The 25,344-nt window shown below is 37.2% G+C and carries 27 protein-coding genes and 3 pseudogenes; 1 reads left to right on the top strand and 29 read right to left on the bottom strand.

The features are described 5' to 3' along the window. Positions 1-227: 227 nt before the first annotated feature. From NCY30_RS00395 to NCY30_RS15025, 3 genes and pseudogenes are all read right to left on the bottom strand, one after another. Positions 228-1,541 (bottom strand): annotated as a pseudogene (locus NCY30_RS00395) (recombinase family protein); the annotation flags it as partial. Positions 1,542-1,568: 27 nt separating this feature from the next. After that, positions 1,569-2,510 (bottom strand): Abi family protein, encoded by a 942-nt coding sequence (locus tag NCY30_RS00390; RefSeq protein WP_250818372.1) that lies wholly within the window; start codon positions 2,508-2,510, stop codon positions 1,569-1,571. Positions 2,511-2,671: 161 nt separating this feature from the next. Further along, positions 2,672-2,797, bottom strand: a complete 126-nt coding sequence (locus tag NCY30_RS15025; RefSeq protein WP_284709541.1) for a hypothetical protein — start codon at positions 2,795-2,797, stop codon at positions 2,672-2,674. A gap of 74 nt (positions 2,798-2,871) precedes the next feature. Between NCY30_RS15025 and NCY30_RS00385 the strand changes: the two are divergent. Continuing rightward, a pseudogene (locus tag NCY30_RS00385) lies at positions 2,872-3,159 on the top strand (tetratricopeptide repeat protein); the annotation flags it as partial. 37 nt (positions 3,160-3,196) lie between these two features. On the opposite strand, the gene NCY30_RS00380 reads toward NCY30_RS00385, so the two are convergent. From NCY30_RS00380 to NCY30_RS00255, 26 genes and pseudogenes are all read right to left on the bottom strand, one after another. Next, positions 3,197-4,069 carry an ATP-binding cassette domain-containing protein gene (locus tag NCY30_RS00380; protein WP_195370817.1) on the bottom strand — a complete coding sequence of 291 codons (873 nt, stop codon included), beginning with the start codon at positions 4,067-4,069 and terminating at the stop codon, positions 3,197-3,199. A gap of 3 nt (positions 4,070-4,072) precedes the next feature. Continuing rightward, positions 4,073-4,729: a transporter gene (locus NCY30_RS00375; RefSeq protein ID WP_250818370.1), complete on the bottom strand. Its 657-nt coding sequence runs from the start codon at positions 4,727-4,729 to the stop codon at positions 4,073-4,075. Continuing rightward, entirely contained in the window at positions 4,726-5,796 is a 1,071-nt protein-coding gene (locus NCY30_RS00370; RefSeq protein WP_250818369.1) for an ABC transporter permease subunit, read from the bottom strand. The genes NCY30_RS00375 and NCY30_RS00370 overlap by 4 nt, the downstream gene beginning before the upstream one ends. Positions 5,797-5,912: 116 nt before the next feature. Then, entirely contained in the window at positions 5,913-7,091 is a 1,179-nt protein-coding gene (locus tag NCY30_RS00365) for a HAMP domain-containing sensor histidine kinase (RefSeq protein WP_334303052.1), read from the bottom strand. Then, on the bottom strand, positions 7,079-7,753 hold the full coding sequence (locus NCY30_RS00360) for a response regulator transcription factor (RefSeq protein ID WP_250818368.1): 675 nt from the start codon (positions 7,751-7,753) through the stop codon (positions 7,079-7,081). The genes NCY30_RS00365 and NCY30_RS00360 overlap by 13 nt, the downstream gene beginning before the upstream one ends. Positions 7,754-8,028: 275 nt before the next feature. Beyond that, positions 8,029-10,578, bottom strand: a complete 2,550-nt coding sequence (locus NCY30_RS00355) for an ABC transporter permease (RefSeq protein ID WP_250818367.1) — start codon at positions 10,576-10,578, stop codon at positions 8,029-8,031. A gap of 13 nt (positions 10,579-10,591) precedes the next feature. Next, complete coding sequence (locus NCY30_RS00350) at positions 10,592-11,272, bottom strand: ABC transporter ATP-binding protein (RefSeq protein WP_250818366.1); 681 nt, start codon at positions 11,270-11,272, stop codon at positions 10,592-10,594. A gap of 98 nt (positions 11,273-11,370) precedes the next feature. Beyond that, complete coding sequence (locus NCY30_RS00345) at positions 11,371-12,279, bottom strand: sensor histidine kinase (protein WP_250818365.1); 909 nt, start codon at positions 12,277-12,279, stop codon at positions 11,371-11,373. After that, positions 12,276-12,959 (bottom strand): response regulator transcription factor, encoded by a 684-nt coding sequence (locus NCY30_RS00340; RefSeq protein ID WP_250818364.1) that lies wholly within the window; start codon positions 12,957-12,959, stop codon positions 12,276-12,278. The genes NCY30_RS00345 and NCY30_RS00340 overlap by 4 nt, the downstream gene beginning before the upstream one ends. A gap of 145 nt (positions 12,960-13,104) precedes the next feature. Continuing rightward, positions 13,105-13,853, bottom strand: a pseudogene (locus NCY30_RS15275) (carboxymuconolactone decarboxylase family protein); the annotation flags it as partial. Between the two features lie 23 nt (positions 13,854-13,876). After that, positions 13,877-14,431 carry a flavin reductase family protein gene (locus tag NCY30_RS00330; protein WP_250818363.1) on the bottom strand — a complete coding sequence of 185 codons (555 nt, stop codon included), beginning with the start codon at positions 14,429-14,431 and terminating at the stop codon, positions 13,877-13,879. A 20-nt stretch (positions 14,432-14,451) separates the two neighbouring features. Next, the gene (locus tag NCY30_RS00325; protein WP_006426949.1) at positions 14,452-14,955 is read right to left on the bottom strand and encodes a flavodoxin; all 504 of its coding nucleotides are present in this window, start codon (positions 14,953-14,955) and stop codon (positions 14,452-14,454) included. A gap of 128 nt (positions 14,956-15,083) precedes the next feature. After that, positions 15,084-16,085: an aldo/keto reductase gene (locus tag NCY30_RS00320; RefSeq protein ID WP_250818362.1), complete on the bottom strand. Its 1,002-nt coding sequence runs from the start codon at positions 16,083-16,085 to the stop codon at positions 15,084-15,086. 144 nt (positions 16,086-16,229) lie between these two features. Next, the gene (locus NCY30_RS00315; protein ID WP_195389640.1) at positions 16,230-16,838 is read right to left on the bottom strand and encodes a flavodoxin; all 609 of its coding nucleotides are present in this window, start codon (positions 16,836-16,838) and stop codon (positions 16,230-16,232) included. A gap of 45 nt (positions 16,839-16,883) precedes the next feature. Then, positions 16,884-17,516, bottom strand: coding sequence for a flavodoxin family protein (locus NCY30_RS00310; protein WP_250818361.1), 633 nt, complete (start codon positions 17,514-17,516; stop codon positions 16,884-16,886). An 18-nt stretch (positions 17,517-17,534) separates the two neighbouring features. Continuing rightward, positions 17,535-18,422 carry an aldo/keto reductase gene (locus tag NCY30_RS00305; protein WP_195255959.1) on the bottom strand — a complete coding sequence of 296 codons (888 nt, stop codon included), beginning with the start codon at positions 18,420-18,422 and terminating at the stop codon, positions 17,535-17,537. A gap of 151 nt (positions 18,423-18,573) precedes the next feature. After that, complete coding sequence (locus tag NCY30_RS00300; RefSeq protein WP_250818360.1) at positions 18,574-18,828, bottom strand: hypothetical protein; 255 nt, start codon at positions 18,826-18,828, stop codon at positions 18,574-18,576. A 114-nt stretch (positions 18,829-18,942) separates the two neighbouring features. Then, positions 18,943-19,833 carry a LysR family transcriptional regulator gene (locus NCY30_RS00295; protein ID WP_250818359.1) on the bottom strand — a complete coding sequence of 297 codons (891 nt, stop codon included), beginning with the start codon at positions 19,831-19,833 and terminating at the stop codon, positions 18,943-18,945. A 23-nt stretch (positions 19,834-19,856) separates the two neighbouring features. Then, positions 19,857-20,042 (bottom strand): RNA methyltransferase, encoded by a 186-nt coding sequence (locus NCY30_RS15140; RefSeq protein WP_242998907.1) that lies wholly within the window; start codon positions 20,040-20,042, stop codon positions 19,857-19,859. 462 nt (positions 20,043-20,504) lie between these two features. Then, entirely contained in the window at positions 20,505-21,629 is a 1,125-nt protein-coding gene (locus NCY30_RS00285; RefSeq protein ID WP_250818358.1) for a Fic family protein, read from the bottom strand. A 20-nt stretch (positions 21,630-21,649) separates the two neighbouring features. Then, entirely contained in the window at positions 21,650-22,999 is a 1,350-nt protein-coding gene (locus NCY30_RS00280) for a hypothetical protein (RefSeq protein ID WP_250818357.1), read from the bottom strand. Between the two features lie 76 nt (positions 23,000-23,075). Continuing rightward, positions 23,076-23,420 carry a hypothetical protein gene (locus NCY30_RS00275; RefSeq protein WP_005339644.1) on the bottom strand — a complete coding sequence of 115 codons (345 nt, stop codon included), beginning with the start codon at positions 23,418-23,420 and terminating at the stop codon, positions 23,076-23,078. 73 nt (positions 23,421-23,493) lie between these two features. Further along, on the bottom strand, positions 23,494-24,519 hold the full coding sequence (locus tag NCY30_RS00270; protein ID WP_250818356.1) for a hypothetical protein: 1,026 nt from the start codon (positions 24,517-24,519) through the stop codon (positions 23,494-23,496). Beyond that, positions 24,516-24,878, bottom strand: a complete 363-nt coding sequence (locus NCY30_RS00265; protein WP_250818421.1) for a (deoxy)nucleoside triphosphate pyrophosphohydrolase — start codon at positions 24,876-24,878, stop codon at positions 24,516-24,518. The genes NCY30_RS00270 and NCY30_RS00265 overlap by 4 nt, the downstream gene beginning before the upstream one ends. Continuing rightward, entirely contained in the window at positions 24,802-25,038 is a 237-nt protein-coding gene (locus tag NCY30_RS00260) for a hypothetical protein (RefSeq protein WP_250818355.1), read from the bottom strand. The genes NCY30_RS00265 and NCY30_RS00260 overlap by 77 nt, the downstream gene beginning before the upstream one ends. 50 nt (positions 25,039-25,088) lie before the next feature. After that, positions 25,089-25,274, bottom strand: a complete 186-nt coding sequence (locus NCY30_RS00255; RefSeq protein WP_005339647.1) for a helix-turn-helix domain-containing protein — start codon at positions 25,272-25,274, stop codon at positions 25,089-25,091. Between the last annotated feature and the right edge of the window lie 70 nt (positions 25,275-25,344).

Genomic DNA, 25,344 nt, shown 5'->3' with positions numbered 1-25,344 from the left:
CCGATCACCAAACTCTGGTCCCTGTGCGAGATCCATTCCTTTAGTTCAAATGATGGTGCCAGAACTTCCGTATGGGTGCAGTGGAATGAAGTAGATGTCAGCTACGAGGTCCCTACCTCCTGATATCCAACAGCTTCCTCTAAATGCATAGTTCATATACATGGATATCGGCAAAAAGCCGGAGAATGTCTGTCTTACAGACACTTTCTCCGACTTTTATGCACTCTCTAAATATTTTTTTCAACTTTCACCAGCTGACAGATTGTCTCAACGGTACTTTCATTGTCCCAACAAAGTTCCTGTGTCTCCCGGTCTCCGAAATACACCGGAAAACGGAACTTTATGTGCTTCAGAAATCTGCCATCTGGCTGCTCCTGCTCATAAATATCCACCTGTTCTACAAAACTGTTAAGAAATTCTTTCTTCTCCAGGTCGGTGAACTTATCATATAGTTTATCAAAATACAAAAGAACTTGATAGACGTTTTCTTCTAATATTTTCTGTTGCCGGATATTCAGCAGGCGATTCTTAACTTCTTCTATACTGTTCTCCACGCCTTCAATTTCATCATACAGACGATATAAGCGTGTCTCCATATCCTGATATTTCTTTTCATAAAATTTATCCATGATGTCCAGGCTATCCATCTGCTGTCCAAGTCTTGCTTTTGCTCCGGTCAGCTGCCTGTGCTGTTTTTCCAGTCTTTCAATCTCTTTTTCTATTTCTTCTGTATCTATTCTTGAGCCGATTTTATTCAGAATGGCTTCTTCAAATTTAGGATTCTTCACCAGTTTCCGAATGACCTCTTCCACTGCATTGTTAATCTTCTCTTCGCTCCATTGTTTACGATATCCACATTTATGACCATCTACAAGGCGACGATGTTTGCAGGCATAATAGAAATAATCCTTATATAAAGTTCCGTCTTTCTTTTTCTTTCGATTCACGTTCCCATACATACCGCTTCCACATAACGGGCATCTCAATATTCCAGATAAAATATGCTCATGATCGAGACTATGTGTCTTTTCATATTTCACACCTGTTTTTTCTCGTTTTTGATGAGCCAACTCCCAGTCTGTTTCTGAAATAATCCCTTCATGGATACCATCGTGCAGCATATAATTTTCCTGTTTTACAATGCGATATTCATTTCTTGTTCCAGAAACTTTCTCGTTCTTCCTTCGTCCATAAGCCAACTTTCCGCAGTATACCGGATTATCCAGAACGCCTTTTATAAAGGAAGAAGCAAATGCGTCCAGTGTGTTATTTTGTCGCTTTTTCTTTTTATATCCATGCTGGTTCAGCCATGCAGCAATCGCAGAGATTCCCATATTAGTATGAATAAATTTGTCATAAATCAGACGAATAATCTCTGCTTCGTCCTCTGCGATCTGCAATTCTCCATTTACCAATTCATAACCATATGGTGCAAACCCGCCGTTCCATTTTCCTTCCCTGGCTTTCTGCTTACGGCCTTCCATTGTTTGAACAAGGCTATTCTCTCGTTCAATCTCTGCCACCGCAGACAGAACAGAAAGTTTCACTATCTCTTAGAGGATATTTCTTTAATTTAAATGGTATCTGGTAATATTTTTCCAATTTTTCGGGAAACCCATTTTATTCAATAATTCAACTTCACTTATATGCTCTACTTCTCTGTTTACTCGGTCAATCTCTTTTATGAGCTTTCTTTTAAATTCCAGAAAATCTTTTCCAGGTAATAGATATCTAAAAGCAATCACCACAGCAAACAAATCTTGTTTTCCTTTTTCGTACTGATTACCGCTCTGTGGTAATGAAAGTTTTTTATGAAGCGGTGTATCCGCAATAGCATCTACTGTTCTGTATGTAAACAGTCGTTCCCCATGGGCACATACATTCCTATACTTAGTGAGAACAGATAGAAACTGTTCCATCTGATGCTGATTCAAAGGTTCAAAGTTTTTTGATACTTTTGATTTTAAGGACTGCGGAAACATTCGGAACATTTTTGATAAGTTTCCAAACGTAAGTACATTTGCCAAAACCCATAATGGAATTTCACCATATGTCTTGCGGTAATAGTTGATATATGTATAATCTGTGGTCGTTGTTGCCCGTTTCAAGGTCGCTATCAACTTTACGATTGTTGCATGATTTCTTTTTGTATTATTATAATTATTAGCATCCAGGTACTGCTTCTGCTCTGCTCCATACATTTCAGTAAAATAGTATGACATCAAAGAACGCATCTGTCGCTCAATCTGCAGTAAATATTTAAAGAACAACTCTCTAAGCTCTGCATCAAACTTATACAGACTGACTATTTCTTCAAAACTTGTTCCTACTTTATATTTCTTTGTATTCGATATTCTAAAAAGATGTTTATATCCTCCCATAAGAGGAAAATATCCTATTTGACGTAACATCTCTTCCGCATATTCTCTGTCTTTTATTTTTATTCCCTTTTCATCACTGATCCAAGAAACCTGGTCACTAAAAGAAGAGAATTTTTTCGGTGTCTGCATATCATTTCTCCTTAAAACAAAAGAGGGAGAGACCCGCAGGCTCTCCCCCGCCTGTAGGCTTCGCAAGTTTCTACAGAACGATCACTGAGCTTAGTATACGTCATTTTAAATGTCCTGTCAATACGCCAAAACATTCTTAGCCATACCCGCTCAGAAGTATTCTATGCTGTTTTTTCTTCCTTATTCTGTTTTTCTTCCTCCAACTCCCGGAGGACTTCATCGCCGTACTTATCAATCATCCGTACTAGAAAATCAATGCACCGCTCAAATTCAATATTCTGTTGCATAAGCTCCTCCCGTTATTGTTTGATCTGAGCTTATTTTACAGAACCTGCCGGAAAACCACATTGAATAGAAATCCGAAAGAGGAATCTCCGAATTGCAAAAATTATCCAGCATCATCAAGGAATACCATTCCGATGACTGTCTGGATTATGCCAAAGTACAGGAAACCCTTGGAACCATTTATCTGATGACTGCCAATCTTCCGCAAGCCAAAACACATTTTAAAAGAGCTTTCAAAATATATGAAAAGATCTGGACTGATGAACCAGAAATGATTGAAGCAAAATATCAGGAAATCCAAGAGTTATATCCACAGATTGGATTTTGCATTGGAAAAAATCTATCCGGTCTTTTAACAAAATAAGCATAATTTACGGCGGGCAACTTGCCCGCCGTTATATTCAACTATTCGTCAAATAAATATATGCATCTTCCAAAGTGATATCATTATCCAGGACACAATTCTCATTTGGCTTTCCTTTGCTTAATACTTTCATATGAATTCCATTTTCTACATACTGCTTAGATGATATAGAATAATTGGCTTCTAACAAACGGGCTTCTTCTGCATTTTGTACCGTACAATTCCAAACACAGCCCTTTGCATTTTCCAGCAATCCACTCACGCTTCCGGAATATAAAAAATTCCCTTTTTTCATAATGGCAAGCTGTGTACAGGTTGCTGCTAAATCTTCTACTACATGAGTGGAAAACAGCACAGTTCTATCCTTTGAAAAATCAACCAGAAGATTGCGGATCCTAATTCTTTCTTCCGGATCTAACCCAGTTGTTGGTTCATCAATAATCAAAAAATCCGGATTATTAAGAAGTGCCTGTATGAGTCCGACACGTCTCTTCATACCACCAGATAATTGCCGCATTTTTTTATTCTGATGCTCTGTAAGAGAAGTCTTTTCCAGATAATAAGTAATTCTTTGTTCGAGGTCATTTCTGGATACTCCTGACAGTCCCCCCATATATACAAGACATTCTTTCACCGTAAGATTCGGATATAAGTCGATTTCCTGTGGAAGATAACCAATCTTTTTCTGTATTTTCTCATAATTTCCCTCGTTATACAGAATTCCATCAAGGGAAACCATTCCTTCCGTTTGTTTTAAAACAGTTGTAAGAACCCTCATCAAAGTGGTTTTTCCAGCACCATTCTCACCCAAAAGTCCGTAAATTCCCTTAGGTATTTCAAGAGATGCCTTATTTACTGCAACTACACCATTTTTAAATCTAACTGTTAAATCATTTATTCTAATACTCATAATCTATCCTCTTTTCTTTAAAGCCATTGGTAATACTGCAAATAAAAACAGCCCTGCTATAAAAGACACAAGCGTTCCATAAATCCAACTCTCGGACATTAATTGAGTAGGTTCACAAAAGCTGAAAGAAAACAATCCCAGATTTCCGAAAAATGAACTTCCCGCTTTTGATATAAGTCCAATGACAATTCCAAATAAACATCCAATACCTGCCCACATATTTCGAAGCAATGTACACAAAATCACAGAGCATATACTCCAAAGCCAGATGGTTCCGAACATTGCAATGGAAAACAAAAGGAATGTCTGAGTACCCGAAACGCATTTGTTTACACTGCCCGGTTTTTGCCAGAAAAATAAAACATATCCAACACAGGAAAGTATTAATAAATATAATATTTGAACGCACACTCTCTGTGATATTACTTTTAACTGCTTTTTTTGATTATACAAATGAAATACATCGGCACGCTTACTTTTTACTTCCATCAAATATGTGTCACTACAAAAAATAATTGTTAAAAATGCTATTGGCGACTGAATCGCTGAACCGATTTCTTCATAGTATATAATCGGATGAATAGCACACAATATCAGTATAAATGCACATGAATAAAAAATCTTATATAACGACAGGCAGTTTTTTAGTTCCGTTTTCAATGAACCCTCCTCCTTTTCCAGATTGTAACAGAAATACATACTAATATAACTGATGAAATTACAAGAATAATCTGATTTATGTTTGACATTTTGGCTACATGTGTTTCAAAAAATCTGCCAGGGAATCGCACCATAATAGAGAACGGTCTCATATAATAAATATCATTCTTCATGGTCAGCATATTTGAATATATAATGTGTAAAAACAAGATTGGTGCTGCCGGAAGCGGATTTTTAAATATTAATGCTGTAATTGTATAGACACAACATATCATCAAAAGATTCGGCACAATATAGATCAGAGAATTCACGCAAAAATCAATTGGTGTTACCGGAAAGCCCGATTCTAAAGACGTTTTCAAACACAGCATAAAGAATATAACATTCAAAATCACTAATACGCCCAACATACTAATGAATCCGCTTATTACTTTCCCGCATATGTATTGGATTGCCGTAACAGGCTTTGTATGTAATAATTCATAGGTATTTTTTCGTGTATCCTGAATAAATAAAAATGATAGCAATACGGTTGCAAAAAAGGCCATATGCAATCCTGCAAAATCCGTGAACTTTTTGGCAAAGTACCAGGAAAAAGAATGTTCGGATAATTTCCGCTCGATATAATGATTGATTTCTTCTGCTGTCCCCTTATGAATTTCAAGGTCCTCATAAGCATATATTGCATTATAATAGCCATATTGGGATTCCAAAAACTCAGAAGCAGTCTTTACATCCATATTCTGAATTTTTTTCACTACATCATCCGCTTCCTGCCTGCTAAATCCAAAACCATTTTTGGAGGTGTCCATTAACGTCTCTTTGATCGTATCTTCCCACTCCCTTCTTCTTTCTTTATCATCAGATGTGGGAATGTAGCCATCCATGACATCAGCATCTTCCAATGCTACGTCATTTTGTGTGATCTGTTCATTCTGTTTGATATAATGAATTTGCAAATACGATGACAGGCATTGATACATACTGGCAACTATAATAATCAAGCCAATCCACAAAACAGGGTTCTTTAAATAATCAAGTATACTTCTTTTTATGATTGTTTTCATTGTATCTCTTCCTTTCTTTATTTCTTTAACAACATCATACAAATCAATTCTCAATAAATTCACAACAAAAAAGACTAAAACCACTTTATTTGTGATTTCAGCCTTATAAAGTATTTTTATTCAGCTTTGAAAAGAGCTTCTACATGAGCACCGCCTTGTCTGGCATTATATATTTTCAAATTTCCTCCATGTTTTTCACAGAAAATACGAGAAATATACATACCAAGGCCAAAATGCTTTAAATCATCTTGTGGATTCTTATGATAAAATGGCTCTGTTACTTTTTCCTCAGTATCCACAAATCCTATTCCATCATCTTCAACAGAAATTATAAGAAAACCATCCTTTTTCTTTATCTGCAAAGCAATACTTTTTTGTGCATATCGAACCGCATTTTCCAGTAAATTGTCTGTCACTTCCATGACAAGTTCCTCATCCACTTTCACAATGTTTTGTTCCTGCACTCTTTCTACCTTACATAATTTACTTTCCTTCTTGGACAGCATGGCAGCTTCTGCCTCAATCTTTTTTGCCAGTTCCGATAATTCTATCTCTGAGCATTGCAGTTCCCTCTGTTCTAAATGGGACATTTTTCTCATGTTTTCCGTGAAATGCTCTATACGGTCAATCTGATACATGCCTGTTTGTAAGATATCAATAACATCCTCTGTTTTTATACTCTCAGCAGAAACAAACTCTAAGAGCATTTCCTGATACCCACGCAATATGGAAAGTGGAGAACGTATATCATGTGCAATTGCATTCCGCAAAGCCTTCTCGTCATCAATCATTCGCCACATCTTTCTGTTGTTATCTGCTAAATCACTTCGCATCATTTCAAATTCTTTACACAAAGTTCCCATCTCATCTTTATTTTCATAGGACACATGAAAATCCAGTTCATTATCTGCAATCATTTGTGAGGCATCTTTTAGTTCCTGTAGAGGTGTCTTTAACTTATTTTTATAAAAAAAGAATACCGCAGCAACACTCCCAACAATCGAAAAAATCAGTACCGAATATGTTTCCATAAAGTCACACATTTCCGAAAGATGATAGTCCAAACGATTCATCTGCGATTGATTAGGTCTTGATATCTCAATCTCGTATTTCTTTCCATATTGCTGAAACACGTCCGTATAATCTGCATAATCAATATATTTTTCCCATATTTTATTCTGCATATTTCTTGCAAAATCAACTGTAAATCCAGATAACAGAAATGCTGCCGTTAAGCTGATCACAAAATAAAGCAGAATTGTTTTTTTCAGTGACAAGTTTCTTATTTTTTCCATCGGTATCCAATCCCCCATACAGTTTCTATGTATTCTTTTTCTGAATAATCCGCTATTTTTTTCCTTATACGCCGTACTAATTCCGTTATCGTTCTACTGTCCCCTTCCGCATCATATCCACAGACTTGTACATATATACGTTCTTTATCAAACACCTGCCCTGGATGCATGGATAAGAATTCAATAATCTGATATTCAATTTTTGTGAACTCCATCTTGTGTCCAGCTATAGCTACTATTTTTTCAGAATAATCAATCAGCATTTCATCCATGAAACGGTATTCCGTTTTTTGTTGATGCCTTTCTTCTCTCTTTATGTTTGTGACAATCCTTGCTTCCAACTCCCGAAGACTAAATGGTTTCGTAATATAATCATCCCCACCTGAAAGCAACCCATTAATTTTATCATCTTCGTCAACTCTTGCTGTCAGAAATAAAATTGGACATAACACTTTACTGCGTATCAGACGACATACTTCAATCCCATCCATGCGTGGCATATTGATATCCAACAAAATAATATCCGGTTTCATTTTCATTTTATTTAATGCTTCCATTCCATCTGTAGCCGTAATGGTTTCATATTGTTTCATATTAAAATAACTACAAAGCATTTTCACCAATTCTTTATCATCATCGACAACTAAAATCTTGTATTTCATCCAAACCACCTCCAGTATCCATATTATACGATAAAAAACAATGAAATCACAACAAGAGTACATGAAGAACGTAAGCACAATATGACTGGATGAATCATTTTAATCCAATACTGAACAAATACAACACCGTTAAAAAGAAACTCAAAGCTAAAGTTACGGAACGGAAAGAACTGAATGTGCAAAAGGATAAAACCAGTATTTTGAATCCCATGTTTTCTCCCATCGTGCATGGGAACTTGAATATCAGAGGAAACAGGAAGTTTGATACCTTGTTTCTATTCCTTGCGAATTCTTTCAACAACACTTTCCCGACTCATCTTTTCAAACTGATACTTTGGTATCACATACGCAATCCCAACCAAAATTGGAATCATACGCACACATGGCACTATCGTAAGATGCGGCCGGAAGAAAAATGCCGTACCAAGCGTATTTATTAAAATCTGCTTTGCTCCAACCACAACTAACAATACTGCAATCATAAATGCGCCTCCCAAATATAGGAATCCCTCAGCCACTAGCATTTTCGATATCTGTTTTTTCGTCATTCCAACAACTTCCAAAAGTGCCAGTTCTTTTTTTCTGCTAATTACAGAAGTTGCTGTTGTATTAAAGAAATTCATAATGCCAATAAAGGCTAAAATAACGACAAGAAAACTACCGATCATATAATATTTACTGACAAACCGCCTAAAGCTCGCCTTCATATCCAATACAGAAAAAACATTTATCATATCATTTTCTTTCAAAACATTTTTATCAATATATTCTTTTACTTGCTTATCCTCTCCCTTCTTGGCATCAATAGCAGCATACATTGCTGATTGATTTTCTGTCTGGGTGATATACTCTTCTTCTGGGACCATTACTGTAATATAAACAGAATCTGCATACGGATAATCCAGGGAATATGGCATCATAGCTTCTCCGATCACCCCATAATCTTTCTGCTTTCCGTTTCCGTACTCCATTTTAAAAGTCTCGCCAGACTGATAATAAGAAACTGGTTGTTCTGTATATTTATCACTATAGTCCACAATCACATAATCCCCTCTTTTAAACGTATCCCAGGAACATTTTTCCCCTTTCCATTCTAACATATCAAACACCGCTTCACTAATTCCGAGGAAATGAACCTTTACAGTATTATCCGCTTTTGTTTCCTCCCAGATTTGCTTTTCATAATCTGTCCAGTTTTCTTTGTTTTTTTCTGCCAATGTCTCCCACGTTTTCAAAAGTGCCGGTTCCATCTTATGTCTTTCTTCCGAATAATACACATATCCTGTTTTCTCACTTTCCGGACACTTATTCAGAATCTCTTTGATTTCAGGTGTAATACCGTTGAAATTTGTATTCGATAAAGTGTCGGTCATCTGATCCAGTTGAAAATCAGATGCTAAAAATATATTCTGGTAAGACTCAAAATCATATCCCTGCACCAACATCACAATACAGTTGACCACTACCATAGAAAGAGCGATAGAAAGCATAACAATCAATCCCTTTTTCCAGTTACGGAACACATTTTGAACTGCCATTCCCCACCAGGTTACAGAAGTATTCTTTTTTATTTTCTTCTGTGACTGCTCTCCTTCTGCCAAATGTAGGGCTTCCACAGGCGAAACTCTTTCCACCATTTTACAAGCCTGTAGACTGGATAAATACACCGTTAAAAGTGTCAGAAGAGCTGCTGCAAAAAAAATCAAAGGATTAGCTGATACTACTGTCTGTGTAGTTTGTCCTGCCTGTGCACTGATTTGGGCATCTGCTGTCAGAGCCGGCGACATACAAAAACCTGCAAGATAACCGAAGATCAATCCGATTGGAATCCCCACTGCTGACAATTTCCATGCCTGCATACGTACAATTTTTTTCAATTGTTTTCCTGTTGTTCCCACGTTCTTCAATAATCCGTAGGCTCTAATATCCGTTTTCACGGATATATTAAAAATATTATAAATAATTAAGTAACCAGCCAATATCACAAACAGTACCATTACAATAAGGGAAGTGAATGAAAATGAATCCTCTTCAAAAAGATTATATGCCGGATTGATCTCCAATCCTGTCCCTGCTTTCGTAAATCCTGCTGTCTTAGATATATTTTCTGTTTTCTTTTCCAGATTCCAAAGATTCTTGTACCAGACAGAATACTCCTTTCCCCCATTATAGATACCATTTTCTAATTCTTTCTGTGTAACAGGATAACAATTCTCCTTCGCATAGGCTTCAGATACCCAGACCATCTGACCTAAAACAGCCTTATCACCCTGCCAAAATCCACATATCTGGAATGTATCTGTTTTGTATTGTTTCAGCATTGGATTTACTTCCCACGTCAGCGTGACTTCTTCCCCAATCTTTGGTGTAACTCCCAGTGCTTCCAGTACCAAGCTGCTGACTGCTACTTCATTTTCCTTCTCTGGCAGTCTTCCTGTAGTTGGCAGACAATTAAAGCTTTCTGCCATATTTTTATCTGCATATCTAACTTCTACTGAAAAACCAAAATGTTTATCTCTTCCTGCTCCCAGAAAAATGCCTGTTCCATATCGTTCCACCTCATCACTTTGTTCTATTGTTTTTTGCAATCTCTCCGCATCTTCTTCTGACAAATTCTGCGCAATAGCATGGGATGAATCCATAAATTGCTTAATTTCCGTTGCTCTTTTGGAAAGTATCATGGATACGCTCCCCACAAAGAGGCTTGTAAATAACAGTGATGTCAACATGATTGCAATAACGGCAATAATATTTCTTGCTCGGTTCATTTTCATAAAACGTTTCGTCAATAATCGTAACGTTTCTTTATTCTCTACTTTTACCATATAATCGCCCTCACTATACCAAACCACTGTCCGAAACAATTTTTCCGTCTTCAATCTGTAAAATCCTGTCAGCCATCTGGGCAATCTCCTCATTGTGAGTAATCATTACAATCGTTTGATGAAAACGCTTACTGGTGACTTTTAAAAGTCCCAATACATCCTGACTCGTTTTGGAGTCCAGATTGCCTGTCGGTTCATCTGCCAGCAAAATAGCAGGTTTTGCCGCTAATGCTCTTGCGATTGCCACTCTTTGCTGCTGACCCCCTGACAGTGCACTTGGAAGATTTCCCAGTTTTGTCCGAATACCCAGTGTATCTATGATTTCATTTACATAACCTTTTTCAATCTTTTTTCCATCCAGTTTTACAGGAAGAACAATATTTTCCCATACATTCAGCATCGGAACCAGATTATACTGTTGAAATACAAATCCAATATTTCTACGCCTAAAAATAGTAAGCTCTTCATCTGGCATATGGCTTAAATTCTGTCCGTCAACAATGACCTGACCGGATGTTGGATTATCCAAACCACCAATGATATGAAGCAATGTAGACTTTCCACTTCCAGAGGTTCCAACAATCGCTACAAACTCCCCTTTTTCTACTTCCAGGTTTATACCATCAAGAGCCCTGACTTCTGTTTCTCCCTGCCCATATATTTTTCGTAAATTTACTGCTTTTAATATATTCATGCCATCCTCCCATCAAAAAAGCCTGTATTGATCTTTACAATACAGACTTTATCATAACAATGTCTCCATCTGGTTTCTGAAATGTCACAGTTTTGATACTATTCCTTCTTTGCTATCGGAAGAAACACAGAAAATGTAGAACCCTTTCCTCTCTTTGATGTCACTTTTATATACCCCTTTTGTGCCTGAATGATCTCTCTTGCAAGGAATAAGCCAATTCCTACTCCTGGCTGGTCTGCCACTGACAGACTCCGATAAAACCTTCCAAATATCTTTGGTATTTCTTCTTTTTCTATTCCGATGCCATCATCAATGATATCAATCTTTACAAAAAAAGAATACTGCTCGACTTTTATCTGAACATTTCCCCCACATGCTGTGTATTTAATCGCATTGTCTACAATATTTCCGAGTGCCTCCACGGTCCATTTTGCATCACACATAGCATGTAAATCCGTGTCAAATAGACTCAGGGAAATATCCTTCTCCATTGCTTTTACATTAAACTGCTGCTGTACGGATGCAAACATCTGTGCAATAGCAGTATCCTCCGGATGTACTGCTATAATTCCGCTCTCCATTCGTGATAATTTGACCAGTGATTGTATCAGAAAATCCAATTTCTCCGTCTGCTCCAAAATGGTAGCTATCTCCTCTTGATTTTCATTACTCACTTCAGAGAGTATTTCTCCATAGACTTTCAGATTTGAAATGGGAGTCAGTGTCTGATGCGCAATATCTGAAATAAGTTTTTGTATCACTTCTTTCTGTTCCTGTTGATTTCTTTTTGCCAGAAAACTACTGTCTATATATTGTTTCATGCTGTTTTCAAGAGCAGAATACTTTTCTTCTGATATTTCTGTCCGTTCCAGTTCTCCATCTATTGCACAATCCAGCATTCGCTGCAGCCGGTTAAAAAGCTTTTTTTCTTTCTGATAAAAAAAGCTGTACCAAAAAACTCCGCTCAGGACAAATATAACTACAATCAACATAATTGTTTCTATCATCCATTCACCGCCCATGTATAACCAATTCCATAAACCGTCTTGACATATTCAGGCTTCTGCGTATCATCTTCTAATTTGTCTCTGAGGCGTTTGACTGCAACAGTCAGAGCATGAGCATCCACAAACTCTGTATCTCCCTGCCATACCTCGTCAATCAGATATTCCCGTTTCAATACTTTTCCTCTGTTTTCACACAGCACTCTAAGGAGCTTTTGTTCTGTCTTACTAAGTTCAATGGGTTCTCCATCTTTGAAAAATTCCATTTTATCGAAATAGAACTCAAATCCATTAAGCTCCATAGAATTATTAGCTGTTGCCTCTTTATTTCTAAGCTGCACAGACACTCTTGCACGCAAAACCATCAAGCTAAACGGTTTCGTAATATAATCATTTGCCCCAGCTTCCAATCCTGTTACAATATCTACTTCCATGTTATTTACTGTAATCAGAATAATCGGCACCTGACTGTTTTTCCTTATTTCTCTTACAAAATCAATCCCATTCCCATCCGGCAAGTTCACATCTAACAAAACCAATGTGATATCTTCCTTTTTCAAGATCTCTCTAGCCTCCTGCAAAGTTCTGCACTGATAAAAGAAATAAGCATCATTTTTTAAAGCCAGACGAATTCCATCATTTAATTTTTTGTCATCTTCAACAATCAGTAACTTTTCACTCATATTTTCTCTGCTTTCTTATAAATTACGCTAATTGTATCATTGTCAGTTTTATAAATCAAATCATTAAGTCAAAATCTCCGACAGAATTTATCTTATAAACAGCCAAAAGCTCCCGAAGGAGCTTTCTACGCTTTAAATATACACTTTTTCCATATATCTCATCCGTTACTATTTCACACCATTCGGATGATGTTTTTTCTCCCGGTACTTCAATTGCCAGATGTGAAAACCATTCATCTGGTGCTGCTCCATGCCAGTGTTTTACTTCTGCCGGAATATTGACACAATCTCCAGGTTTCATTTCTACTGCTTCTTTTCCTTCTTCCTGATAGTATCCACGTCCTGCAATGCAGATAAGAATCTGTCCGCCTCCGCTTTTTGCATGATGAATATGCCAGTTATTCCTGCAACCAGGTTCAAAAGTCACATTGAAAATTCCAACCTGTGACGTAGATACAGGAGCCAAAAAACTTTTCCCTGTAAAATATTGTGCAAATTTATCATTTGGCTCTCCAATCGGGAATATCATCTTTTTAGCATGAGCTCTCATTGCTTCATCTTCATATGAAAGATCACCTTCGTCTATACTCCAGACATCTTTTGCAAGATTGAATGCCGCCCATCCTTTCGGCCACCCTGCATAAAATGCTATATGGGTAATCACGGCTGCAATTTCTTTCTGAGTCACTCCATGAGCTTTGCATTTTCAAAATGATGTACTAAAGATGTATTAATCATTCCTGAAGCGATAAGTGCTGTGACTGTTATAATACATCTTGTCTTTACATCAATATCCTGATTATTCCAGTTTTCTCCAAACAAAACATCATCATTAAAATGTGCAAACTGTGGTGCAAATTCATTCAGCGCGTTTCTTCCTGCTGTCTGTACAATTTTTTCACTTTAATCACCTGTCCTTATTTTAACTTTGCTCCATCCTTAAAAGCATTTCCCACACGTTCTCCAAGTCTGTAATATCCGTGATGTACCGGATCATATGTAATTGGTGTAAACTTACTAAGATCAATTTCTCCGTCATCACCGAGATATTTCTCATCTGCACTTACATTTTTAATTTCCGCAAGATACTTGCTGCCATCAATGACTTTTACAAGTTCACACTCAAGAGTCAATGGAAGTTCATTGATGATTGGTGCATTTACAAATTCACCTTTCGTTGTAGTAAAGCCTGCTTTTTGCATCTTATCTGCTTCTTTATTTGCAGAAACAATTCCCACATAATCGCAGGCAACCAGATGTTCAAGATCTGCCACCCCTACTGTAAAAGCCTTATTTTTTATAATATTGTCTGTTGTCTTATGGGCAGACAAATCTACAATAATCTCATTTGCACCTACAATTCCGCCCCATGCAGCGTTCATTGCATTTGCCTTTCCATTTTCATCATAGGTTCCCAGAATCATAACCGGCTGTGGATATAAAAATGGCTTTGCTCCAAAATTTTTTCTCATTGTTTTATCTCTCCTTATGGTTATTTGTTTATATCAGTATTTATCTGCCCAATCCATTCTGTAATCACCTCTTCTGAAGTTTCCAGATGATCTTTTCCTTTGGAATCAAACTGAATCTGCATCTCATGTGCAAAGGCAGCTCCTTTGCAATTTTCCTTCATATCTTTTATAACATGCCCCGGCCATCCACCATTTGTCATAAATGGAATCACTGTCTTTCCTGTAAAATCATTTGTTGTCAAAAATGTAAGCACTGCAGGTGCCATCGTATACCACCACGTTGGAGTTCCGATAGCAATCACATCATAATCAGCAAGATTTACAGATATCGGATTGATCTGAGGCATAAAGCCTGCCTCTACCTCTCTTTTTCCCTGTTCAACCACATCTTCATGACTGCCGCTGTATGGCTCTGCTGTTTCGATTCTCGCAATATCTGCACCTGTCCCATTAGTCAGCTGCTCTGCAATTCTTTTCGTGTTTCCATTTGACCAGGAATAATATACAACTAACATTTTCTTCATTATCTCTATTCTCCTTTACTTATTTTAGCCCCTGTAAACAGATAGATATAACCCACCATGACTACCGCTAAGAAAGCCACTATTACCCCGATGGTTACCTTTTTCCTTGTTTTCATTGCTCACCTCTTTTATTTCTTCTGTATTTTTGAACCTCCAAACACCTGCGACATCGGCATATGGGCAAGCATCTCATCAATAGATTTTACTTCATCCTGAGTCAGCTTTATATCTGCTGATTCCATATTTTCTTCCAGTCTATTTACTTTTCTTGTTCCCGGAATTGGTACGATATATGGTTTCTTTGCAAGCATCCAGGCAAGAGAAATCTGTGCAGGCGTGGCATTTTTTTCTTCTGCAATCACTTTCATCCAGGACATAAATTCATTATTTTCCTTTAATCCTTCTTCTGTAAACTGTGGCATTGCGCTTCGATAATCTCCCGGCTTTTCAAATTCCCCATGGGAATGATATGCTGCTGTCAGTAATCCATTTGCAAGCGGCGAAAATGCAACAAATCCTATTTTCAATTCTTCAAGCACCGGGAATAATTTCTCATAATCCCTGTACATCATGGAATATCTGTTCTGAATCGCTGTAACCGGGCATACTTTATGTGCACGTCGAATAATCTCTTCACTGGCTTCTGATAACCCCCAGTGTGTGATTTTTCCCTGCTCCATTAACTCCTTCATAGCTCCTGCCGTCTCTTCAATCGGTACAGTCATGTCAATACGATGAATATAATATAAATCAAGATGGTCTGTGTTAAGTCTCATTAAAGATCCCTCAATCGATGCTTTAATCGTCTCCGGTCGTCCATCAGGAATCAAAGGTTTATTTACAGTTGTTGCAGTTTCATCAAAACGTATCCCACACTTTGATGCAAGGACAATTTTTTTTCTATATGGCCTTAACACTTCCCCAAGCAGTTTTTCATTGTGATGAGGGTCTTCTGTTGTTCCGTATATCTCTGCCGTATCAAAAAATGTGCAGCCTTCATCGATCGCTTTTTCAATCAATTCTTCTGCTTCTTTCTGTGTTGAAACAGTTCCATATGCATGACTCATTCCCATACATCCAAATCCGATTTCTGATACTTCTAAGTCTCTTCCTAAAATTCTTATCTCCATCTTTATCTTCCTTTTCTATATTTCAAACTTTACTGTAAGTATAAGAAAAAGAGACTCCGGACAGAAGTCTCTCTTTGTTAGGCAGTTTAAACCTAAAGGTTATGTCTTACTTATTACGATTCCTCCAAATATTTTTATATTCTTTTATAATCCAAGACTGTCTATCCATGAACTGATATCTGATTCAGACGCTCCACCATGGAATCGTTCCCCTTCTTTCCAGTCACCTGTTCCTGTCATCTCTTCCAGAAGATTACCGCTGTCACCGATTCCCGAAGTCGCTGCTGTACAGAATGGGATGACTGTTTTTCCTGTAAAGTCATTCTCTTTTACAAAGTTATCTACTGGCCATGCTGCAATTCCCCACCAGATAGGATAGCCAATGTATACCGTATCATATGAATCCCAGTTATCAACTGTTGTAGACACCAGTTCCACATCTCTTAAGCTCTCATCATCATGTTCTCTTGATACCCGGCTGTCATCATCTGTCCAGTCAAGGTCATCATCTGTATATGGCTCCACAGGCTCTATTTCAAACAGATCTGCCTCTGTAATTTTTGCTATCTTTTCAGCAACATCTTTTGTATTTCCTGAAGCTGAATAATATACAACCAATGTTTTTCCATTTCCTGTTGATGTATTTTCTGTATTAGAAGCAGACTGGTTTGTATTGCTTGCTCCACATCCTGCCATCAAACCGATTGCCATGATGCATGTTAAGAGTACTGCTGCTATTTTCTTTGTTTTCATTCTAAGGTCACCTCCTGTCGTATAAAATGTTTGTCACGCTAATTTCTATCGGATGAAATTGGTAAATACAAAATCCGGTGCCTTTGGCATTTCAATTCCCATTTTTGTCGCAACATTTTTACAGTTAATGAAATATGCCATATTGTTTCCAAGGATCTGCATAACCTGCATTCCTTCGAGATCCTGTTTTACTTCATCCGGATTCGTCCCATGTACCATATTCCAATATCTCGATGTGATAATCGGCATCTGCATAAGCCCCAAATATTTATTTACCTGATCCCACGTTGCAGTTGTTCCGGCCCTTCTTGCTGAAATTACCACAGCGGCAGGTTTCAGGCGGAATCTGTCGCCGCCACCGTTTAAATCGGCATAAAAGACTCTGTCCATAAAGGATGTGATTGCACCGCCTGCACCACCCCAGTGTACCGGAGTTCCAAATACGAATCCGTCATAATCCCCTGCTATTTCCAGAAATTCATTCACAATATCATCCAGGATGCATTTATTTTTTTCCTGACATTTTCTGCAGGCAATACACCCTGAAATCGGCTTGTTTCCAATCCAGAAAATATCTGTACTTATGCCATTTTCGTTTAATGCACTGGATACTTCACAAAGAGCTGTATAAGTACAGCCATTTTTGTGTGGACTGCCATTGACTAGTAATACTTTCATTGATTTTTCCTCTTATGCTTACCAGTTCCTTTTTTCTTTTGAACTGTCATTATTCTTTTTTCTTTCCTCAACCATCTTCACGAACCATTCCACCATATTCGGATCCTGATGCGAGAAGAAGGAGCTTGTCTTCTTGTCCAGTTCTGCAATAGTCTTCATATCTTCATCAGAAAGTGTGAAATCAAAAACATTAAAGTTTTCTTCCATTCTCTCAATGTGTGTTGATTTCGGAATAACCACTACCCCTCTCTGAATATGCCAGCGAAGCATAACCTGTGCCGGAGTCTTCTGATATTTTTCTGCAATCTCTGCGATGACAGGATTCTCAAAGGTGCCTCCTCTGCCCTCACCGAATGGTGCCCATGCTTCTAACCGGATATCATATTTGTCTGCCCATTCCTTCATCTCTTTCTGCTGATTGAAGATGTGGGTTTCCACCTGATTTACCATAGGTTTAATGCGGTTGAAGGATGCAAAATCAACCATTCTGTCTACATAAAAGTTGGAAATTCCGATTGCTCTGATTTTTCCCTCATCGTACAGATCTTCCAATGCATGGTAAGCACCGTAAGCATCTGAAAACGGCTGGTGAAGCAATACCAGATCCAGATAATCTGTCTTTAACTTTTTCATGGATTCAAGAACTGATTTCTTTGCTTCTTCATATCCATAATGTTCAATCCACACCTTTGTTGTAAGGAAGATTTCTTCTCTTGGAATGCCTGACTTTTGGATTGCATTCCCAACCTCTTCCTCATTAAAATAACTCTGTGCTGTATCAATCGCCCGGTATCCAACTTTTAAAGCGTCAAGCACACATCTTTCACATTCCTCTTTTGTTACCTGATATACGCCATATCCCAGTATTGGCATTTTTACACCATTATTTAATGAAACATATTCCATTGTCGTATCCTCCTTGTTTTCTTTCATTCATCTTACATTCATACTATAATACTGATAGATTCCTTTGAGAAGTTTCGATAAGTTTTTCAGTCTTAACCTTTCGGTTTATTCTGGTTCTTACTGATTGAACAGCCATCCCATAATTTCTTTGTCACGACAAAACAGATAGCCACCGCCATGCTGATAAATGACCGGTGTGAATAACATTCTTTATATTACTCTCTGCATTAAAACTTTCTTTTTCATTCATATTGATATCCTTCTCTGTCACGCTCTCTTGCTCTGTTTTTCCTGTTTCCAGCGTTTTTTCTTCCCCGATTGCCAGGTTCCGGACTGTTGTGCTACACCCACTGAATATGATAACAGTCATGATGATTCCTCCAAGAGCTATCCTCTTTATCTGCATATAGTATCCTCCATTTTCACTTCAGCTAAAGTATAACAAAACGAGACTCCATTAGAAGTCTCGTTTTGTTATTCAGTATTAACCTTTAGGTTTCTACTCGCATGTATTCAATTTTTATTTTACCTTGTTAATAGCATTTATCAGCCGCTTAACCTTAATGGACGGTTTTTTCGAATGAAGAATTCCAAACGGCATAGTATAATCCCACTCTACTGGAATGATTCTGATCAGTGGATGAACACTTTCCCAGCTCTTGAATGCCAGTAATACCTCATTATTGTTTTCGCATCGGTTAAATGCTTCTACATTGTACAGATTAAAGTCTACAATATTGATTTCAGGATGATTTTTCATCATATCATCCCTTAGCATATCGCCATAATAACTCCATCCTCTTCGCATGAGCATAAGATTTTCTCCAGCCAGATCATCAAGTGTAATTTTTTCTTTTTTTGCCAGCCTGTGATGAATTGATACCGCCACACAAAATGGTTCTCTTGAAATCTCAGTGCCATCACAGCCTCTGAGTTCAAGCATTGTTTCATCAAAGATTCCAGCTATCACATCAATATTCTTTCCCATATTAGCCAGTATCTCTCTTGCATTCTCTGGTGTATTTTCAAATGTAATCAATTTAAACTTCATCTCCGGATATATTTTCTGTATCTTAGGCCAAAGTTCCACAAAAACTTCCGGTGGCGTCATCGGAGATATTCCAACACGAATGATTTCTTCATTATGATTCATTGCTTCCTGCGCCCGTATCAACGATTCTTTTGAATATTGAATCAGATATTTTGCATCCTGATAGAGCGATTTACCAGCTTCCGTAATAATAAGACCTCTGTGTGTTCGTTCAAATAATTGCAAATCTAAGCTGTTTTCCAAAGAATTTATCTGTTTAATAACCGCAGGTGCACTTATATATAATTCTTCTGCCGCTTTACTAAAGCTTCCAGCTTCGACAACGCAGATAAATGTATCAAGTTGTAGATTATACATCATGTAATTCACTCCTCTTTGTGATTTTAAATCATCTGAAATGCTTTCAGTGCCCCAATAATTGCCTCTTCTTTCTCCTTCGGACATTGTGGTTGCTTTGCTCCCTCTGACCTAGGAATATTAAAATTCTCCGCTAATTCAATTCCACACTTTCTCTTTACCTGTGCAATATACAGATTAGATACCTTCATCCCATCATTATGCTCTGCCACATACTTCTTTATCTCCTCATAAGCAGCCTGTCTACGCTCCGCTTCGGTCCGCGCTGGGCAAAGGTCCCCTGGACCTTTAGCACCTCTCAGCCGCCGTTAAATCCATCTCGTCCATGTCAAGTCTCACATTCACATGATGCTTCGCTTCATGGAGTTTGGACAAAATGCATACCGTCTCCACGTGCGGTGTCGTTTTTCACTGCTTTAACAGTACGCGAACCCGCATAGTTACTGAGTTTTTACACCCTTTGACAGGTTGCTAATATCTGCAATCATAAGGTTAAGACATGGCGTACAGACCGTTTGACTTTGTAAACGTGTGGCGGGTACGCCGATATTTTGTAACACTTTTATAATACAAAATTATTCTAAATACTGCTACCAAATTTGGTAATATATCAGTACGCCGATTTGTTTTGGACATTTTTGCGAATGGCATTAACACTCTTTCAATGTTCACTTTTATTGAAACCGATATTTTCCTTTTCCATGTCCTGTTACAGGTACGATTACCTCACTATCAACCAACAGTTTTATTAACTTGGAAGCTCCTGATGGCTTTAATCCAGTAATTTCTTCAACTATCGTTCTTCCGAAACAATTTTCTTTTCCACATTTTGAAAATATTTCTACTGTATGATTTATTGTTTTTTCTGAAATCGTATCTGAGAAAGAAAGTAATTTATTTCGAATGTCCACTTTTGTGCTTTCAATGTCCACTTCTCCACTCTCAATGTCCACTTCTCCACTCTCAATGTCCACTTCTGCAAACCTTCCACTAATGTGCATCGTACGATTATGAAGTTCATTCTTCTCATCCAACAATAAATTTCTTAAAAACAATTCCAAATACTCGGTTGTTTCATGAACACCATTTTTCAAATCGTTATAATTGGCCCTAACAAGTGCATTTCTAAAATACCATGCATTCTCCGCAAAAATATCGTTAGTTGCATCAAATCCAAGTGTTCTAAGATACTTAATAAAAAATACTGCCGTAGTTCGTGTATTTCCTTCTCCGAATACATGTATCTGCCATAATCTTGATACAAAAAACGCCAGGTGGTGAATAATTTCTTCCATGCTCAAGTTTTTATAACTAAACTTCTTTTCCTCTGCAAAATCATAGTCCAGGGTTGCACGAAGTTCTGATGCACTTCCATAAAGAATCGTTGCTCCATTCAGCACCCACTCTTTTTTTGTAATATTATAATCTCTAAGTTTTCCGGCATGTCCATAAATCCCTGTAAATAACTTTTTATGAATAGAGATATACTCATTCGGAGTAAAACTAAATGCTTTCTCCGACAAAATTTTTGCTATTCTAACGGCAACTTTGTCGGCCTCTTCCGTACGGTCTTCTATATCTGCTTTTGGATTTTCTTCATAATACGTGTTGAGAAGTTCTTGCGCTTCATCAATCGAAATATCGCCTTCAATATTCTTTATTGCAGTATCAATCAAATACTTCGAAGTCTTTAATCCATCCACTGCTTGAAGTCCGATAGCTGTATGCCAGGCATAACCTTTGTCTCTTTTATTCGGTTCTGATTGTTTCATATACTCTTTAAAGGGATCTTTATCCATCAAATTGCCTCCATTCATTTTTACCAATACCAGCTCTTTCTGATACTGTCTTGTAAAGATTTTTCCTTTTCTTCAGCACTCTTTTCATGCTGACGTTTTCCCAGATATTCATCCTCAGTCGCTATAGACGGATCATACCAGTCAGCTTTCTTCAGAGCCCATTCAATCCATTCTGGAGTAATATCTTCATTTCCACTATCTATCATAGCCTGAATATATTCTCTTATTTCCTTTGCAATTCTATAGTCTTCAGCTTTGTTTACAAGTTCTTTTACAAGACGAATTTCTTGTTCTTTTCTTTGTCTATTTTCTTCTCTGCGTCTCTCTTCTTCAACTCTCTTACGTTCTGCCTCTTCACGTGCTTCTCGTACAATTCTATTCTCTTCTGCCTTCTCATACAGGGTAACCAAAATATCACCCAGTCTATCTTCTAATTTTTCAGAATCGTTATCTCTTATGTAGCTTCGCGCCCCAAACACAATACGAAGTTTACCATTATATACCTTGTCATACTTTCTAATTTGCGGTTTTGAAGCCCATCTATGATTTTTGATATCATCATTATATTTTACGAGCGCCTGTGCCTCTTGCTTAGTCATTTCATGCTTCACTTGGTCTTGACTCTCAACCATACAAAATCTAACAATATCTCCTCTAATTTTTACAGACAAATCACTATTAATACTTCCACCTAAAGATTCAATTGTTTTGAATACGGTATCTAATATTGCAATTGCACGTGACATACACTCATCAGACATTTCCTTAAAGAATTCAGGCTCGTTTTCTGGTTTGTTATGTCTTGAATTATAGTATGGTCTACTCTGTACTTCTTTCAGCTTTGACTTATAATCAGCAATATCCTTCTTGTATTGGACCAACATTTTATGCAATCGTGTATTTTGACTTATCTGCAGATTGCATGCATATTCTAATACTTTATTTCTTTCCGTCTCATCCAAATAATCAAGAATTCCATCCGGCCACTCAGGTATGTTGTCCGTTTTTTTCTGCGGTAAATCCTCCTCGGTTACTACGTCCAATTCTTCTGTTACGTCAGTATGCACTTTCTCTACTACTTCTGCCTTAGCTTTCCGAATACGCTTAACAACCGCGTCTTTCGTTATCAATGAAATTTCTGTATCTTCCAATCCAGAAAATTCTACAATCTCATTCGATACATCTTTTCCCATATTCTTCTTAGTCCAATAACCAGAAGAAGGAAAAGATATATTTTCTACTTTACAAGTTGCTATCAGTTTACCATAATTCAAGTTATATTTTCTGGCTACCCCTGCAACTGAAAGAGCCCATATTTCATCATAGAGCTGCTTACGAGTCAATTTAACTATTCCTTTTTCATTCTCCATCCTGGCAGCTCCTTTCCTGCATATTTTTTGTCAACATCTTTGTATTTTCCCAGCGAAAACGCATATTCATAAAGCTCTAATTCTGCTGATCCTCGTTTTCGCTTAATAGAAAAACCAAATCTTTTTTCATTTCTTCAAACTGTTCTATTATAGTATTTAGACTCTTTTCTATATTTTGAACTTGTACTTCTGATGTTTTCCCATATTTATATGCAATCAATCTCTCACCAATTATGTGATAGGACCAACTCTCAGAATATGTTCTATCTCTTTCTTCATTGTGAATTGCAAAACCGATCGGTAAAAGATCATTTCTCATGCCGATACTAACCGCCATAGGGGATATGCCTAGGTAATCTGCCGCTATCTTACATGTTATTTTACTCATATTTCTAATATCTTCATCTGTGTATTTAGGCATAATTTATCTCCTTTAATAAAAATATTTTTCCGCCCTGAACAAGAAAAACTTTTTAAGCTATAAGTAAGTCGCCTTAATCTAAAAAATCAAACTGAGATGCTTTTGATGCAGTTTTGAACCCATCATTTCTATCATGCTTTCCTTCTTCGTTTATTTCTGTTAATATATCTTTAATTTTACTTAAGCCACTTATCTTAAATTGAATTCTTATAGCAGTTCCATCAATACTAGTCCTATTTGAATTATAAATAATTTTCCCTTTAGAATCATTTGATAATTTTACAGCAGTATCACCACTAGCTAAAACAAAGCTCCCTCCGGTTTTCGCACAAATTCTACTAACCATAAATAAACCATAACCTGAGTTCTTCCAAACATTCCCCGTTCCAGCAAATATCTCATCATCAAAACTATTGTCAAAAGTTCTAGAAACACCTGGTTGCAACGCTTTAATTACAGCCTCCTCATTTGTAAGCCTTTCACTGGCGTAATTATAATTACTATTTATACTTTCCAATATTCCTCTTCCATCGTCAATTATCGCCAATTCTACTAAATCTTTTGTTGGCCAATACTGCGCACAATACCATCCGTTTAATGAATTACTATGTTCTGGAATATTTCTTATTATCTCTCTCAAGCAAAAAGTCATTGTTTTTTTTACTATTTTATCGTCTCTAGCAAGTACCGTAGCTAATTTTTCTGAAATATTTGTCACCAATTCTCCTACCGGTTTATTCAATTGGCGACTTTCTTTTAACACATTTAACAAATTAAGATCTGATATTGGTTGATAATTTCCATTTCCATATTCAAGGTCTAACTGTCTTCCCTTATCGATTCCAATAAATCTATAGAATCGCATATTTGTGGCATAATCATTATGTAAGTTTTGGGCCTTACAAGCCAATTCACTATGTTCAATTCTTCTTTTTCTTATTTTACTCCCGACACATAACATTGGAAACGGATCACAATTGTATACTTTTTTAAAATCAAATATATTTTCCTCATCCCACTTGTATGTTTCAAACTCCCTACAAAAAGCCAAGGCACTTCCATAATCCAAATTAGGGACAGATACTAAACCCATATTCATTCACCATCTTTCCATGCAAACTGTAACGCAGCACCAATTTTTTCAATTAATGATTCATCCGCAGGTAACCATTGAATACTATCCAATTCATCTCTGATAAGCCACTTCGCAGACTCTGCCTCCTTTAAGACAATTTTGCCAGATATAATTTCCGCCCAAAAACAATCCATCGAAAGGTGAAATGTCGGATAATCATACTCAATGGTATCAATCAAATCACCCACACGTATTGATGCTTCCAGTTCTTCTCTTATCTCTCTAACAAGGGCCTGCTGCGGTGTTTCACCTTCCTCTATCTTTCCTCCTGGAAATTCCCACTGACCCTTGAATTCTCCATATCCTCTCTCTGTAGCAAAAATCTGTTTCTTTTATAGAATCTTGACATAGGACCACTCCCATCAAAGCTTCCATAACAGCAGATGTGTTATTAGGCAGATATTCATTTCGAGCCACTATATCCCAGCCGGCATTTCTTAATTGCTTATCAATTTTTACACGAGCTTTTTCTTCCGGTAACATAGGCATACTCTTCCTTTCTAATCCATTCTCCCATATCTGTTGTCCCAAAATCAGGACTTGATATACTTCCCGGACTTAATTCTTTTATCCGCTGGTTTTACAGCATTCTTTGGAATGGCCCAAGTATTACCAAACTTCATAGCCCCTTCTATCATTCCTTCATTGCAGATTGTCTGCACTCTTCTAACTGATAGGTTCCACTTTTCTGCTGCTTCTTTAATAGTCATAAACTCCATATTTTCTTACCTCAATAAAGTTATAAAATGCGACATTTTATCCTAATTTCTATTATAAGCGCCAAGACGC

The sequence above is a fragment of the Dorea sp. MB18-49 genome (assembly GCF_023669465.1).
GTDB classification, from domain to species: Bacteria; Bacillota; Clostridia; order Lachnospirales; family Lachnospiraceae; genus Dorea_A; species Dorea_A longicatena.
This window is presented reverse-complemented; position numbering and strand designations above follow the sequence as displayed.